This window comes from Acidovorax sp. NO-1 (assembly GCF_000238595.1).
In the GTDB taxonomy this organism is placed as follows: domain Bacteria; phylum Pseudomonadota; class Gammaproteobacteria; order Burkholderiales; family Burkholderiaceae_C; genus Acidovorax.
Genome location: NZ_AGTS01000031.1, coordinates 1 through 14,719, shown reverse-complemented (window position 1 = coordinate 14,719; position 14,719 = coordinate 1). Strand labels below are relative to the sequence as shown.

General features: G+C 64.8%; 14 protein-coding genes. 11 read left to right on the top strand and 3 right to left on the bottom strand.

Annotated elements, in window-relative coordinates; all coding sequences use genetic code 11:
• Window positions 1-87: 87 nt before the first annotated feature.
• Window positions 88-1,266 carry a PilT/PilU family type 4a pilus ATPase gene (locus KYG_RS02595; protein WP_050813784.1) on the top strand — a complete coding sequence of 393 codons (1,179 nt, stop codon included), beginning with the start codon at window positions 88-90 and terminating at the stop codon, window positions 1,264-1,266.
• A gap of 9 nt (window positions 1,267-1,275) precedes the next feature.
• Here the strand turns inward: KYG_RS02595 and KYG_RS02590 are convergent, their stop codons facing one another.
• A complete protein-coding gene (locus KYG_RS02590; protein WP_034692836.1) occupies window positions 1,276-2,760 on the bottom strand; it encodes a deoxyribodipyrimidine photo-lyase in 1,485 nt (494 codons plus the stop codon).
• Window positions 2,761-2,781: 21 nt separating this feature from the next.
• Between KYG_RS02590 and KYG_RS02585 the strand changes: the two genes are divergently transcribed.
• The 7 genes from KYG_RS02585 (at window position 2,782) to KYG_RS02555 (ending at window position 8,668) form a co-directional block, all read left to right on the top strand.
• Window positions 2,782-3,381: a YqgE/AlgH family protein gene (locus tag KYG_RS02585; RefSeq protein WP_008903262.1), complete on the top strand. Its 600-nt coding sequence runs from the start codon at window positions 2,782-2,784 to the stop codon at window positions 3,379-3,381.
• The gene (gene ruvX, locus KYG_RS02580; protein WP_008903261.1) at window positions 3,378-3,827 is read left to right on the top strand and encodes a Holliday junction resolvase RuvX; all 450 of its coding nucleotides are present in this window, start codon (window positions 3,378-3,380) and stop codon (window positions 3,825-3,827) included. The genes KYG_RS02585 and ruvX overlap by 4 nt, the downstream gene beginning before the upstream one ends.
• On the top strand, window positions 3,824-4,345 hold the full coding sequence (gene pyrR, locus KYG_RS02575) for a bifunctional pyr operon transcriptional regulator/uracil phosphoribosyltransferase PyrR (protein ID WP_008903260.1): 522 nt from the start codon (window positions 3,824-3,826) through the stop codon (window positions 4,343-4,345). The genes ruvX and pyrR overlap by 4 nt, the downstream gene beginning before the upstream one ends.
• Before the next feature lie 2 nt (window positions 4,346-4,347).
• A complete protein-coding gene (locus tag KYG_RS02570; protein WP_008903259.1) occupies window positions 4,348-5,310 on the top strand; it encodes an aspartate carbamoyltransferase catalytic subunit in 963 nt (320 codons plus the stop codon).
• 199 nt (window positions 5,311-5,509) lie between these two features.
• Complete coding sequence (locus KYG_RS02565; protein WP_008903258.1) at window positions 5,510-6,805, top strand: dihydroorotase; 1,296 nt, start codon at window positions 5,510-5,512, stop codon at window positions 6,803-6,805.
• Between the two features lie 33 nt (window positions 6,806-6,838).
• Window positions 6,839-7,576, top strand: coding sequence for a 1-acyl-sn-glycerol-3-phosphate acyltransferase (locus tag KYG_RS02560; RefSeq protein ID WP_008903257.1), 738 nt, complete (start codon window positions 6,839-6,841; stop codon window positions 7,574-7,576).
• 552 nt (window positions 7,577-8,128) lie between these two features.
• Window positions 8,129-8,668 (top strand): DUF4755 domain-containing protein, encoded by a 540-nt coding sequence (locus KYG_RS02555; RefSeq protein ID WP_008903256.1) that lies wholly within the window; start codon window positions 8,129-8,131, stop codon window positions 8,666-8,668.
• A gap of 437 nt (window positions 8,669-9,105) precedes the next feature.
• Here KYG_RS02555 and KYG_RS02550 read toward each other — a convergent pair whose 3' ends face one another.
• Window positions 9,106-10,185 (bottom strand): ABC transporter ATP-binding protein, encoded by a 1,080-nt coding sequence (locus KYG_RS02550; RefSeq protein WP_008903255.1) that lies wholly within the window; start codon window positions 10,183-10,185, stop codon window positions 9,106-9,108.
• A gap of 118 nt (window positions 10,186-10,303) precedes the next feature.
• Here KYG_RS02550 and KYG_RS02545 point away from each other — a divergent pair, with 118 nt between their 5' ends.
• Both KYG_RS02545 and KYG_RS02540 read left to right on the top strand, forming a co-directional pair.
• A complete protein-coding gene (locus tag KYG_RS02545; RefSeq protein WP_008903254.1) occupies window positions 10,304-11,941 on the top strand; it encodes an iron ABC transporter permease in 1,638 nt (545 codons plus the stop codon).
• Window positions 11,942-12,175: 234 nt separating this feature from the next.
• A complete protein-coding gene (locus tag KYG_RS02540) occupies window positions 12,176-13,168 on the top strand; it encodes a 2-dehydropantoate 2-reductase (RefSeq protein ID WP_008903253.1) in 993 nt (330 codons plus the stop codon).
• A gap of 29 nt (window positions 13,169-13,197) precedes the next feature.
• Here the strand turns inward: KYG_RS02540 and KYG_RS02535 are convergent, their stop codons facing one another.
• Complete coding sequence (locus KYG_RS02535; RefSeq protein WP_008903252.1) at window positions 13,198-13,686, bottom strand: Lrp/AsnC family transcriptional regulator; 489 nt, start codon at window positions 13,684-13,686, stop codon at window positions 13,198-13,200.
• A gap of 86 nt (window positions 13,687-13,772) precedes the next feature.
• Between KYG_RS02535 and KYG_RS02530 the strand changes: the two genes are divergently transcribed.
• On the top strand, window positions 13,773-14,672 hold the full coding sequence (locus KYG_RS02530) for an EamA family transporter (RefSeq protein WP_008903251.1): 900 nt from the start codon (window positions 13,773-13,775) through the stop codon (window positions 14,670-14,672).
• Window positions 14,673-14,719: the final 47 nt, after the last annotated feature.

The following is a 14,719-nucleotide window of genomic DNA, read 5'->3' as shown; positions in this document are numbered from 1 at the left end:
CTTGAAGTGGCGGGCCTGTGGCTTGCAGATGCGGCGTCAGATCCCGGTGCCCCTTGGGCCTGCTGCATCCCGGAGTTTGTGCTGATGATGGCTTCGCCGGTAACCGTTCCTTCCCCTGACCCTCGTTTGCTGGCCTGCCTGGCGGTGGTGGTGCGGGAGAGAGCTTCCGACCTCTTCATCATGGCGGGTGCGCCACCCACCCTCAAGCGGCAGGGCGTGTTTGTGGCCATGGGGCAGCAACAGCTGACGGCAGATGATGTGCGGCAGATGGCCTACTCCATCCTCCGTGAGGAGCAGCAGCAGGAGTTCGACGCCACCATGGAGTGCGATCTCTCCCTGCAGACACCCGAGGGTGAGCGGTTTCGTGTGAATGTGCACCGCCAGCGCGGCCAGGTGGGCATGGTGATCCGCCACGTCATCGCCCGCATTCCCAGCCTAGAGGCACTTGGCCTTCCTCCCGTGCTCCAGCAACTGGCGTTTCTCAAAGGGGGGCTGGTGCTCACGGTGGGGTCGGCAGGCTCGGGCAAGACAACCACCCTGGCTGCTCTGCTGGATCACCGCAATACCCACACCGGCGGCCATATCCTGACGGTAGAAGACCCCATCGAATACCTTCACACCCACAAGAAGTCGCTGGTCACCCAGCGCGAGGTGGGGCTTGATACGCTGTCCTATGACGAGGCCTTGCGCCGCGCGATGCGGGAAGCGCCGAACGTGATCATGATTGGTGAAATCCGCGACCGGGCCACCATGCAGCACGCGCTGCACTATGCCGAGTCCGGCCACCTGTGTGTTTCCACGCTGCATGCCAACAATGCGAACCAGGCGGTGCAGCGCATTGTGAATTTCTTCCCCGAAGACGCCCACCGCCAATTGCTCATGGACCTTTCGCTCAACCTGCGCGCTGTCGTAGCGCAGCGCCTGGTGGCGGGGCTGGCGGGTGGCCTGGTGCCTGCCACCGAGATCATGCTGCTCACGCCCTATGTGGCAGAGCTGATCCAGAAGGGCCAGATCGACGAACTCAAGACTGCCATCACCCGCAGCGGTGAGCAGGGCATGTGGAGCTTCGACCAGTCCTTGCTGGCCATGGTCGAGTCCCGCGCCATATCGCCCGAAGAGGCGATTGCCAACGCCGATAACCGCACCGATGTGCGGCTGCGCCTGCGGCTGGCAGCCGGTGCGCCGCTGGGTGGTGAGGGCATGCAAATGACCCCCGATGAGCCCACCGGGCCAGACAGCATTCCACCCCCTGCTGCGCGCCGGTGAGCGGCAGTCTCAGGCTGCAGTGGCCTTCACCACGGCATAACGTTCCAGGGTGCGGTGCCGCGCCGCGTCGTGTTCCACCACCGGCAGCGGGTAGGTATCCCCCAGCCGCACACCTGCCTCTTGCAGCTCCAGCGGGCGCGCCAGCCAAGGGGCGTGGAGTGCCTTGGCGGACAAGCCCGCCAGTTGCGGCAGGTAACGGCGGATGAACTTGCCCTCCGGGTCGAACTTTTCGCTTTGGCTCACCGGGTTGAAGATGCGGAAATACGGCTGGGCGTCACACCCGCTGGAGCTGGCCCATTGCCAGCCGCCGTTGTTGGCGGCCAGATCGAAGTCATTGAGGTGCGTGGCAAAGTAGGCCTCACCCCGCCGCCAGTCAATGCCCAGGTCCTTCACCAGAAAGCTCGCCACCACCATGCGCAGGCGGTTGTGCATGTAGCCCGTCTGGTTGATCTGCGCCATGGCGGCATCCACCAGCGGGTAGCCGGTGCGGCCCTCGCACCACGCGGCAAACAGGGCATCGGCCTCGGGGCCGGTCTCCCAGGCAATAGCGTCGTAGGCCGGTTTGAAGCTCTGGCCCACCACATGCGGGTGGTGGTGCAGGATCTGGAAGTAGAAATCCCGCCAGATCAGTTCGCTGAGCCAGGTCGTGGCCCCCGGGTTGCCCTCCTGCATCAGGCGGTGCGCCGTGCGCGCCAGCAGGCGCGGCGAGATGGTGCCAAATCGCAGGTGCACGCTGAGGTAGCTGGGCCCTTTTACTGCCGGAAAGTTGCGCGTGTCCTCATACCGCTCGACGCGGCCGAGAAAATCGTCGAACAGCTGCTGTGCGCCCCGGGCGCCCGTGGGCAGGCGCAGCTGGGACAGCGCTGTGGGCTCAAACCCAAGGTCCTGCAAGGTGGGCACGGGTTGGCAATAGCCCTCGGGGCGCGCCGCCAGATGGTGTGCGTGGCGCTCTACCGGATAGCTCTGGAGCTGGAACGCATCGATCTTCTTGAGCCACGCATTCTTGTACGGTGTGAACACGCTATACGGGTTGCCGGTCTGCGTCAGTACCTCGCTGCGCTCCAGCAGGGTATGGTCCTTGAACGTATGGAAGGCCTTGCCCGCGGCCGCCAGCCGCGTGCGTACCAGGCGGTCGCGGTCCAGCGCCTGGGGTTCATCGTCGTGGTTGGCAAAGACGGCCTGCACGTCCAGGGCGCTGGCCAGTGCTGGAATGGCATCGCTGGCCACCGCGTGCCACACGATGAGGCCTCCCCGTTCCTGCCCCGAAAGCGCGCGCAGCGTTTCGTCCAGCTCCACCAGCGACTCGCGGATGAACTCCACGCGCCGGTCGGCGCGGGGCAGGGCATCGAGGATGTCCTTGTCAAAGACAAAAGCGCAGAACACCTGCTCGCAGCGCGTCAGCGCGTGGTACAGGGCGGCCTGGTCGTGGGCTCGCAGGTCGCGGCGGAACCAGACCAGACCGCGGGGGTACGAGGGCTCGGAGGAGGGTGGCATGTTCACCGTTAAAATTGCGGAATGTCTTTCGATTCTGCGCCCATCAACCTGACGCATCACTTCCTGATTGCGATGCCCGGTCTGGAAGATGAGTCTTTCTCGCGCAGCGTCGTTTACCTGTGCGAGCACAGCGAACGCGGTGCACTCGGCCTCATCATCAACAAGCCCACCGATATCACCCTCAAGGGCCTGTTTGACAAGGTGGACCTTTCCCTGCGCCGCGAGGACCTCACCAAAGAGCCCGTCTTTCAGGGTGGCCCGGTACAAACCGAGCGTGGTTTTGTGCTGCACGAACCCATGCTGATGGACCGGGCCGAAACCGACGAGTCGGCCTACGCCTCCACCATGACCATCCCCGGTGGCCTGGAGATGACCACCTCCAAGGACGTGCTCGAAGCGCTGTCCACGGGCGCAGGCCCCCGCCGCGTGCTCATCACGCTGGGGTATTCGTCGTGGGGTGAGGGCCAGCTTGAATCGGAGCTGGCCGAGAACGCCTGGCTCACCGTGGCGGCCGATCTGTCTGTGATCTTCGATACCCCCGTGCCCGAGCGCTACGACCGGGCCCTGTCGCTGCTGGGCCTCAAGGCCTGGATGTTGTCGCCCGAGGCGGGGCACGCATGACCGGTCTGCCCGCTCAGCCCGCCGTTCCTGCGCATTTCCAGACCTTTCTTGCTTTCGATTTTGGCCTCAAGCGCACGGGAGTCGCCACGGGCAACCGCATGTTGCGCAGCGCCACACCGCAGGCCACCATCAAGGCCGAGGGCGATGCCCGTTTTGCCCAGGTGGCCGAGCGCATCAAGGAGTGGCAGCCAGACGCCCTCGTGATCGGCGTGCCCTACCACCCTGATGGCGCGAGCCACGAGAACACGGAGCGCGCGCTCAAGTTTGGCCGCCAGTTGCGGGGGCGCTTTGGTTTGCAGGTGTTCGAGGTGGACGAGCGCTACAGCACCACCGAAGCCCACGCCGAGCGGTCGCGCGGCGGAACCGGTTTCGCAGGTGGCGCCAAGGATGCCGACGCCGCTTCGGCCTGCATCATCCTGGAACAGTTTTTGAGGAATCTCCCATGACCACCCCCTCCCCCGGAGTATCCGGCAGCCTGGTGCTTGATGCCGAGGCGCTGTACCGCGAACTGCTGCGCGGCGTGCGCAGCATGCTGACCCCCACCACGCGCCTGGCGGGCATTGCCTCGGGCGGCGCCTGGCTGGCCGAGCGCCTGCAAAAAGACCTGGGCCTCGAAGGGCCCGCAGGCGTGCTGTCGTCGGTGATGCACCGCGACGACTTCGCCCAGCGTGGCCTGTCGGCCAGCGCGCAGACCGCGCTGCCGTTCGATGTGAACGGTGCCGACGTGCTGGTGCTCGACGACGTGCTCTACACCGGCCGCACCATTCGCGCCGTGCTCAACGAGCTGTTTGACTACGGCCGCCCCGCCAGCGTGCGCCTGGCCGTTCTGGTGGACCGGGGTGGGCGCGAGCTGCCCGTGCAGGCCGACTTTGCCGCTGCGCGTGTGGCCCTGCCTGCTGCCCAGTCGCTGGCCCTGGCGCGCGACGACGGCGGCACCTTCCAATTCCAAGTCAAAGAGGCCTGACCGTGCTGCACAAGCGCAACCCCCAACTCAACGGCAACGGCGAACTCATCCACCTGCTGTCCATCGAGGGCCTGCCGCGCGACATCGTCACGCACATCCTCGACACGGCGGCCAACTTCGTGAGCGTGAACGACCGCGAAGTGAAGAAGGTGCCTCTCCTGCGAGGCAAGAGCGTGTTCAACCTGTTCTTCGAGAACAGCACGCGCACCCGCACCACGTTCGAGATCGCGGCCAAGCGCCTGTCGGCCGACGTGCTCAACCTCGACATTGCGCGCAGCTCGGCCAGCAAGGGCGAATCGCTGCTCGACACCATTGCCAACCTGTCGGCCATGGCGGCGGACTTGTTTGTGGTGCGGCACAGCGAATCCGGTGCGCCGTACCTCATTGCCCAGCACGTTGCGCCCCATGTGCACGTGATCAACGCAGGCGATGGCCGCCATGCCCACCCCACGCAGGGGCTGCTGGACATGTACACCATCCGCCACTACAAGAAGGATTTCAGCAACCTCACCGTGGCCATCGTGGGCGACGTGCTGCACTCGCGTGTGGCGCGATCCGACATCCACGGCCTGACCACGCTGGGCTGCGCCGAAGTGCGTGTGGTGGGTCCGCGCACGCTGGTGCCCAGCGACATGGCGCAAATGGGCGTGCGCGTGTGCCACACGCTCGAAGAGGGCATCAAGGATGCCGACGTGGTCATCATGCTGCGGCTGCAGAACGAGCGCATGAGCGGCGCCCTGCTGCCGTCGAGCCAGGAGTATTTCAAGAGCTTCGGCCTCACGCAGGAGAAGCTGCAACTGGCCAAGCCCGACGCCATCGTCATGCACCCCGGCCCCATCAACCGCGGCGTGGAAATCGACTCCGCCGTGGTCGATGGCAAGCAGAGCGTGATCCTGCCGCAGGTGACTTTCGGTATTGCGGTCCGTATGGCCGTCATGTCCATCGTTGCTGGTAACGAGGCATGACCCCCCTGAGCCGCTTCGCGTCATCCCCCCAAGGGGGGACGCCACCCCTGGCCCGGCAAAGCCGGTTCCACGGTGGCACTGGCATTCGGTCGGCTGTGGTGCGAACGACCCGAGAAATGTCGCGTGGTGTGAGTGCTATTTATTTGATAGCTGTTTGCGCTTATCTATCAAGCGCTAGCGGCCCATTTGGCTTGAAATCATGAAGATACTGATCCAGAACGGCCGTGTGATCGACCCCGCTTCGGGGCTTGACCAGACCTGCGACATCGCGCTGGCGGCGGGCCGCATCGTGGGCGTGAACCGCGTGCCGCCCGACTTTGCGCCCAAGCGGGTGATTGATGCTGCGGGCTGCATCGTGCTGCCCGGCCTGGTGGATCTGGCCGCACGCCTGCGCGAGCCGGGCCACGAGCACGAAGGCATGCTTGAATCCGAGATGGCCGCCGCTGTGGCCGGGGGCGTGACCAGCCTGGTGTGCCCGCCCGACACCGACCCCGTGCTCGACGAGCCGGGGCTGGTGGAGATGCTCAAGTTCCGCGCCGAGAAGCTGCACCAGTCGCGGCTGTTCCCCCTGGGCGCGCTCACGCGCGGCCTCGAGGGCGAGGTGCTGACCGAGATGGCCGAGCTGACCGAATCGGGCTGCGTGGGTTTTGGCCAGGCCGAGGTGCCGCTGGCCAGCACCCAGGTGCTGCAGCGCGCGCTGCAATATGCGGCCACTTTTGGCTACACCGTGTGGCTGCGCCCGCAAGAGATGCACCTGGGCAAGGGCGTGGCCGCCAGCGGCCCGCTGGCCACGCGGCTGGGCCTGTCGGGCGTGCCCGTGGCGGCCGAGACGATTGCGCTGCACACCATTTTCGAGCTGCTCAAGACCACCGGCGCCCGCGTGCACCTGTGCCGCCTGAGCAGTGCTGCGGGCGTGGAACTGCTGCGCCGCGCCAAGGGCGAGGGCCTGAAGGTGACGGCCGATGTCAGCATCAACTCTTTGCACCTCACCGATGTGGACATCGGCTTCTTTGACAGCCGCGCCCGCCTCACGCCCCCGCTGCGCCAGCAGCGCGACCGCGATGCGCTCAACGCCGCGCTGGCCGACGGCACCATCGACGCGCTGGTGTCCGATCACACCCCGGTCGATGAAGACGCCAAGACCCTGCCGTTTGCCGAAGCCGAGCCCGGCGCCACGGGGCTGGAGCTGCTGCTGTCGCTGGCGCTCAAGTGGTCGCAAGATAGCGGCGTGCCGCTGCAGCGGGCGCTGGCCACCGTCACGTCCGAACCCGCGCGCGTGCTGGGCAACGCGCTGGGCACACTGCAGGCCAGCGTGGGCCAGATCGTGGAAGGCGGCGTGGGCGACCTGTGCATTGTGGACCCGCAGGCCGCGTGGACGGTACACAGCGATGCGCTCGCCAGCCAGGGCAAACACACGCCCTTCTCGGGCTATGAGCTGCCCGGCCGTGTGCGCATGACCCTGGTCGGTGGACAGGTCGCTTTTGACCGCAGCTGAGACGGCGCGACGCTGCGATAGCAAGGCCCGTCCGTGAAGTTCCTGCGCGCCAGCTGGCGCCTCTTGCGGCTGCTGGGCCACATTGCCAAGGGCCTGTGGATTGTGGCGCTGCGGTTTCCGTCGCTCTCGCCCGACCAGCAGCACGCCCGCGTGCAGGTGTGGTCGATGGAGCTGCTGGCCCATGCGGGCATCAGCCTGCGCATCCTGGGGCAGCCCCCGGTGACGGGGCCGGTGATGCTGGTGGCCAACCACATCTCGTGGCTCGACATCCCCGTGATGCATGCAGCGCGGCATTGCCGTTTTGTCTCCAAATCCGACGTGCAGGGCTGGCCGCTGATCGGCACCCTGGCCACGGCTGCGGGCACGCTGTATATCGAACGCACCTCCCGCCGCGATGCGCTGCGCATGGTCCGGTCCATGCAGGAGGCGCTGGAGCGCTGCGAAGTGCTGGCGGTGTTCCCTGAAGGCACCACGGGCGACGGGCGCGAGATGCTGCCCTTCCACGCCAATTTGCTGCAAGCCGCTGTGGTGGCGCAGGCTCCGGTGCAGCCCGTGGGCCTGCGTTTTGCCGACAAGGCCACGGGTGCCACCAGTTTTGCGCCCAGCTACATCGGCGACGAAACCCTGGTGGGCTCGATCTGGCGCACGCTCAGCGCCCCGCCCATAGAGGCGGTGGTGCATTACGGCACGCCCGAGCTGGCGGGCGGGCGCGACCGCCGCGCCTGGACGCAGCACCTGCACGACATAGTGGATACCCTGCGCCGCAGCTGATCGATCAACCGCTCGACAGATACGAGCTGGGTAAAAATCCAACGTCGGAGTATCCCTGACTCGGCGAACATCGACAGGTGACCTATCAGGACCTGAAGCGTGGGCTGCAGAGAGTGGAAGGAAAGCCTTTGCTGCCCACTTACTCAAGAGCTTTGAATGCGAAAAACGTCACACTTTGGGCGACGAGTTGTGAGTAAGTGCGAAAAATAATTTACTATATGATCCATTTACTTGCATATGAGCCATAAAAATCCGTTGTTAGATTATTTATGCAGGCATCGCAAAGTATTTTTGCTTCCAAAGAAATTTTATTTAATCAATCGCGTAAATTTCGATTTTTGAATAACTCTTCTAATGCTTTGCTCGATCTAGGAAATAGCAAATTCCTCTACTATATATTCGGTTCGGTTCATGCTGGAAAATGTGTGGTGAATATTGGTGATTGATAATATTATTTTTGCAATAAAATTTATGTGCGTGATTTTGTGTGAGGTTAAAACGAAATAATTGGCTGTTTGCATATTTGGTTTATAAATAAGTATTGGAAAAAATATGAATTATGTTTTGTTGATCATCGGTTTGTTTGTGATCTTTGCGAGCTGGGGCGAAAAGGTTGGTGGTGGTTTTGTTGTTTTGGGTATTGCTCTTGCTGTTTTTAGTTTGGTAAAAATATTTAAAGAAATATCGAGCAATAAGTCCGAAAATGAATTTTTGTCTCTTCCGTTTGTTCAAGCGGCTGACTACAAGCACTGTTATGACGGAACAGCTATTGCAATAAATAAAAAGGAGAAAAAACTCCTGCTCGGTAGTACAGAAAAATTGAAGTTGTACGAATTTGATCAGATCAGAGAATGGGAGTACAAGATTTACTCAGATGGATCTGTTGTGACGGGTAATTTGGCTGGAATAGCCCAAAATATGAACAATCGCCAGCAGAACGAAAACGGCTCAGGTTTTTTTGTTAGAGTAAAAGACATTGATTTTCCTGAGTGGAGGATCGCCTTTGATTTCGGAGGTGGATCGAAATCGGCAGAAAAAGAAGCAACTAAGTGGATGGAAATTTTCAGTCAATTTGTTAAAAATGACTATTGAATGAAATTGAGGGATGTCCTGCATAACCCTCGCGAGGCGGTGGTAGTGCGGATCGGGATGGGGCGCAAGGCGTCTTTTGGCAACCAATAGCCGGGCTATTGGCAAGAAGAGCAACGCAGCGAACCGCCCGAGGCCGCGCTATCGCAGACCGCAGGGAGTTATGCAGGTCATCCTGAGCGGTGTTCGTATATTTCGTTGAATGGCCGCCTGCAGCGCAGTCCGTCAAGATGGATGATGCGGGTAACGTCGTATTCGAATTGGGCGAAACAAGGGCGTGATAGACCTGCAGGGCTACCTGTCGCAGGTGGACCTGAACGCGCTGGAAGGCCTGCAGCGCAAGGGCAAATCCTGAATGGCCGCTGCGGCGGGGGTGCGTTCAATCATCAAAATTCATAGCTGCAAGCGCTTGCTGGATAAGCGCTGAAGCCTGATTTGACTTAATTTCCGGTGCCCCGTTCGCGGGGGAACGTCACCACGTGGTCCACTTGCGCGCGGATCCCGATCCACTCTCCCAGCGCGTGGTCGTGGTGGCTGGGCACATGGGCCAGCACGGTGTGGCCGCTGGCCAGCCGCAGGGTGTACAGAAACTCGGACCCCCGGAACGACTTGCGCACGATCTGCGCCTGTACGGGCGCATGGTCGTCGTGCACGATGTCGTCCGCACGCAGCAGCACGTCGCATTCCCCACCGGGGTAGCTGCTGGGCAGGGGGCATTCGTCCAGGTCGGTCAGCTCGCCCAGGGGTGTCTGCGCCACCACGTTGTTGGCACCTTGCACCAGCGTGGCGGGGGCGAACACGCCGTGGCCGATGAAGTCGGCCACAAACCGCGTGGCGGGGCGGTGGTACAGGGTGTATGCGTCGTCCCACTGGTGCAGGTGGCCTTCGTGCATCACGCCGATCACGTCGCCAATGGCAAAGGCCTCGAACTGGTCGTGCGTGACAAACAGGGCCGTGGCACCGGCGGCCTTGAGGATGCCGCGCACTTCATGCGCCAGGCGCTCGCGCAGGTCCACGTCCAGGTTGCTGAAGGGCTCGTCCAGCAGCATCAACTGTGGGCGCGGCGCCAGCGCCCGCGCCAGGGCCACGCGCTGCTGCTGGCCGCCAGAAAGCTCATGCGGGAAGTGGTTCTCGCTGCCCTCCAGGCCCACCAGCTGCAGCACTTCGGCCACGCGCGCGGCCTGCTCGGCACGGGGCAGCTGGTGGATGCCAAAGGCCACATTGCGGCCCACCGTGAGGTGCGGGAACAGTGCGTAGTCCTGAAACACCATGCCAATACGCCGCAGCTCGGGCGGCACGCTCAGGTGTGCGCTGCTGACGACACTTTTGGTCAGCCGGATCTCGCCCCCGGTCACAGGCTCCAGCCCGGCCACGGCGCGCAGCAGGGTGGTCTTGCCACAGCCCGACGGGCCGATCAGCACGCCGATGTCACCGGCTTTCAGGCTGAGCGTGACGCCGTGCACGGCGGCGTGTGCGCGGCCCGCGTAGCGCACTTCGAGTTGGGAGACCTCAAGAAACATGCCCCGATTCTAGGTGGGCGGGGGGCGAATGCTTAAAATTCGCATTTGCATTCCTGATCGTTCCCGGGCCTTTGGCCGGTGGCGGGTGTGCGTTTCATCCTTTGTCGAGCCACTCGCCTTGCGCCGCACGCCTTTATCCGCCCTTCGCACCATCCCCCTGATCCTGTTCGCGGGCTTTCTGGCGCTCCCCGTGCTGGCGGTGCTGGCATCGTGGCTGCCGTTGTCGCCCGCAGGGCAGGGCGATGCCCAGGCGGGCGCCATCCTGCGCGAGATGGCCGCCACGGTGCTGCCCGGCTATGTGTGGACCACCCTGTGGCTGAGCCTGCTGGTCGCCCTGGGCGCGGCCATTGTGGGCACGGGCACGGCAGCGGCCGTCACGCTGTTTGACTTCCCCGGTCGCCGCATGTTCGAGTGGCTGCTGCTGCTGCCCCTGGCCATGCCCGCCTACGTCACGGCGTATGCCTACACCGACTTTCTGCAGTACAGCGGCCCGCTGCAGGTGGGCCTGCGCGATACCTTCGCCCTGGAAGGGCGCCTGCTGCCCGAGGTGCGCAGCCTGGGCGGAGCCGTATGGGTGTTCATCTTCTCGCTGTACCCGTATGTTTATCTGCTGGCGCGCACGGCCCTGGGCGAGCGCGCTGCGCACCTCATGGAGGCCGCGCGCCTCTTGGGTGCGCCGCTGCCGCGCCGCATCCGCGCGGTGGCGCTGCCGCTGGCGCGCCCTGCCGTGGCAGCCGGCGTGGCGCTGGTGCTGATGGAAACGCTGGCCGACTTTGGCGTGGCCAGCTACTTCGGCATCCAGACCTTCACCACCGGCATTTACAAGGCCTGGCTGTCGATGGACAACCGCCTGGCCGCCGCGCAGCTGGCCACCATGCTGCTGGTGGTGGTGATGGCGCTTCTGCACCTGGAGCACCGCGCGCAAAAACGCATGCGCTTTGCCACGGGCGGTGGGCGCGCCGGGTCGGCCGAGGCGCAGCCGCTGGCGCTGCGCGGCGCACGCCGCTGGGCGGCGTGGCTGGTGTGCGCGGTGCCGGTGCTGATGGGGTTTGTGGCGCCCGTCCTCTTCATGCTGCGGCCCTTGGCGGCAGACTGGTCGGTGCTGCCGTGGGAGCGCTTCATGGAATGGGCATGGCACAGCGTGCGCCTCGGTGGCATCACCGCCGCGCTGGCGGTGTTCATCGCACTGGCCCTGGCCTTTGCCGTGCGCCGCCAGCCCGACGCCATCACACGCGGTGTGGTACAGCTGGCCAGCGTGGGCTACGCCGTGCCGGGCGCCGTGATCGTGGTGGGCCTGCTGTTGCCCGTGGGCTGGCTACAGGCAGCCATGCCGCAGTGGGGGGTGGGGGCGCTGGTTACCGCCACGGCGTTGGGCATCGTCTGGGCCTATCTCGTACGGTTTTGCGCCGTGGCGCTGCAGTCCATACAGAGCGGCTACGCGCGCATACCACTGAGCCTCGACGATTCCGCCCGCATGCTGGGCATCAAAAGCCCCGGCCTGATGGCGCGGGTGCACTGGCCGCTGCTCAAGCGCTCCACCGCCGCTGCCGCGCTGCTGGTGTTTGTGGACGTGATGAAAGAGCTGCCCGCCACCATGGTCCTGCGCCCCTTCAACAGCGACACCCTGGCCGTGGTGGCCTACCAACTGGCGCGTGACGAGCGCCTGGGGGAGGCGGCATTGCCGTCACTGGCACTGGTGGCCGTGGGGCTGGTGCCGGTGATCTTGCTCAGCCGCACCCTGCGCAGCCGGGGTTGAACGGGTCGCTGCTGGGCGCTTCGGATCACCTCGGTGGTCTGCGCGTGCAGGTGTGGTTTGCTATTGAAAGCATAGCTATAGGCGCTTGATGGATAAGTGCCAGGGGCCGGAAATACTGTGATATTGCGTTGTGGACCTGGCGTCGCCTGGGCGCCAGACCGTTGACTGCCGGGGTCTGCACAATGTGCGGCGGGCCCTGTGCAACGGCCTGTTTTTCGCAAGGACGGATCCTCCATGCATTTCATCGTTTTCGGCGCCGGTGCCATCGGCTGCTATGTGGGCGGCCGCCTCGCGGCCCATGGCCATTCCGTCACGTTGGTGGGCCGCGCGCACACGCTGCAGCCCATCGCTGCGCAGGGCCTGCGCGTGACCGATCTGGACGGCTTTGACCGCACCGTGCCCGCCACGGGCTTGCGGATCGCCACCAGCCTGGCGGAGGCGGCGCCGGGCGCTGACAGCATCGTCCTGCTGTGCGTGAAAAGCGGCGCCACCGAATCCGCCGCGCGTGAACTGGCGGCTGCGTGTGCGCCCGGTACGCCCGTCGTCTCGCTGCAGAACGGCGTGGACAACGCGGCCCGCATCGCGGCGGGTGCGCCTGCCCAGCATGTGCTGGCGGGCATGGTGCCGTACAACGTGGTCCTGCGCGGTGCGCACGTGCACCGGGCCACGGCGGGGCACCTGCAACTGCAGCGCGATGCCGCCACCGAGCGCCTCGCGCCCGTCCTGGAAGCCGTGGGCCTGACCACGGTGCTGCCGCCCGACATCCGTGCCGTGCAGTGGGGCAAGCTGCTGCTCAACCTCAACAACCCCGTAAACGCGCTGTCCGACCTGCCTCTGCGCCAGGAATTGCTGGACCGCGACTACCGCCGCGTGCTCGCCGCCCTGCAGTCCGAAGCACTGGCCGTGATGGCCCGAGCGGGCATTCAGCCAGCCAGGCTCACGGCGCTGGCGCCCGCGCTCTTGCCCCCTGTGCTGCGGCTGCCCGATTGGCTGTTCAAGCGTGTGGCCCAGCGCATGCTGCAGATCGACGCGACGGCCCGCTCGTCCATGTGGGACGACCTGGAGGCGGGACGGGTGACGGAGGTTGATGCGCTGTGCGGCGCCGTGGTGCGGCTGGCGGCGCAGCACGGCACGGTGGCGCCGCTGAATGCGCGGATGTGCGAGCTGCTCAGCGGGCCTAGGTTGCGGCTTGGCGGCAAGGAGATGCGGCGGACGCTCGGGATATAGGCAGGCGGGTCTGTGCGGTGCTTGCCGGGTTACGCTGCGCTTGCGATCTCCAGCGGCACCCGTAGCCCCGCCTTCAGGCACCCCAGGGACACCGAGGTCCGAAACCGCCGCACGTTGTCGTCGCCCTCAAACAGGCGCCGCGTCAGCACCTCGTAGTCCGCCATGGACGCCACGGTCACCACCAGCAGGTAGTCCGCCTCGCCCGTCACGTTGTAACACTGCTGCACGGCTTCTTCTGCAGCGATGCGCTGGCGCAGAAGGGCGGTGCGGTCGGGGCGCTCGTTTTCCAGATGCACCTCGACGAAGATGGTCAGTGGCTTGCCCACCTTTTCGGGGTCCAGCACGGCCACGTTGGAGCGGATGACACCGGCTTCTTTCAGCCGCTGAATGCGTCGCTGCACGGCGGGGGCAGACAGGTTCACCGCCTGGGCGATCACGCGCTGGGGCGTGGTGTTGTCGCTTTGCAGGATGTCCAGGATGGCAAGGTCGAATCGGTCAAGTGCGGCAGGGGACGGCATGACACCTCGCAAGGCTGAATGAAAGATGCATTTGACTGTTGAAATCAGAGTCAAAAACACGGGAGATGCGCACTATATTTTCGCGCATGGCTTTCGCATCCGCATTTCCCGGGTTCCACCGGTTCCTTCCTTTCCTCGCCGTCCTGGGCTCCGTCACGGCCCTGGGCATTGGCACGTCGTGGGCCAAGCACTGGCTGTTCCCGGTGGTGGGGGCGCAGGGCACCACCGCCGTGCGGGTGGGTTTTTCAGCGCTGCTGGTGCTGCTGCTATGGCGGCCCTGGCGCTGGCACCTGTCGCGCTCTGACGCGCAGGCGGTAGTGCTGTACGGCGCGGCCCTGGGTGCCATGAACCTCATGTTCTACATGTCGCTACGCACCTTGCCGTTTGGCCTGGCGGTGGCGATCGAGTTCTCGGGGCCGCTGGCAGTGGCCATCTGGTCGTCACGCAGGGCGGTGGACTTTGTGTGGGTGGCCTTGGCCATTGCCGGGCTGGGCCTGCTGCTGCCGCTGGGGCTGAACGGCAGCACGCTGGACCCTGTGGGCGTGCTGTATGCCCTGGGGGCTGCGGTGTTCTGGGCGCTGTACATCGTGTTTGGCAAACGCGCGGGGCACCTGCACGCGGGGCATTCGGTATCGCTGGGCCTGCTGGTGGCGGCGCTGGTGGTGGTGCCGGTGGGCGTCGTGCATGCGGGGGCCGCACTGCTGTCGCCCACGGTGCTGCTCATCGGCGTGGCGGTGGCGGCGGTCTCCAGCGCCATCCCGATCTCGCTCGAAATGATGGCCCTCAAGCGCCTGCCCAAGGAGGCCTTCGGCATCATGATCAGCATGGAGCCCGCCGTGGCCGCCATTCTGGCTCTGGTGCTGCTGGGCGAGCACCTGAGCGCAGTGCAATGGCTGGCCATCGGCTGCATCGTGGCCGCGTCGATGGGCAGCGCCATGACAGCCGCGCGCCCCGCCGCCTCGGGCCCTGCTGCTCAGGCGGCCTAACGTTTGAGGTGCGGCGCCCCCGGGCACTTCGCGGGCGTCGACACCCG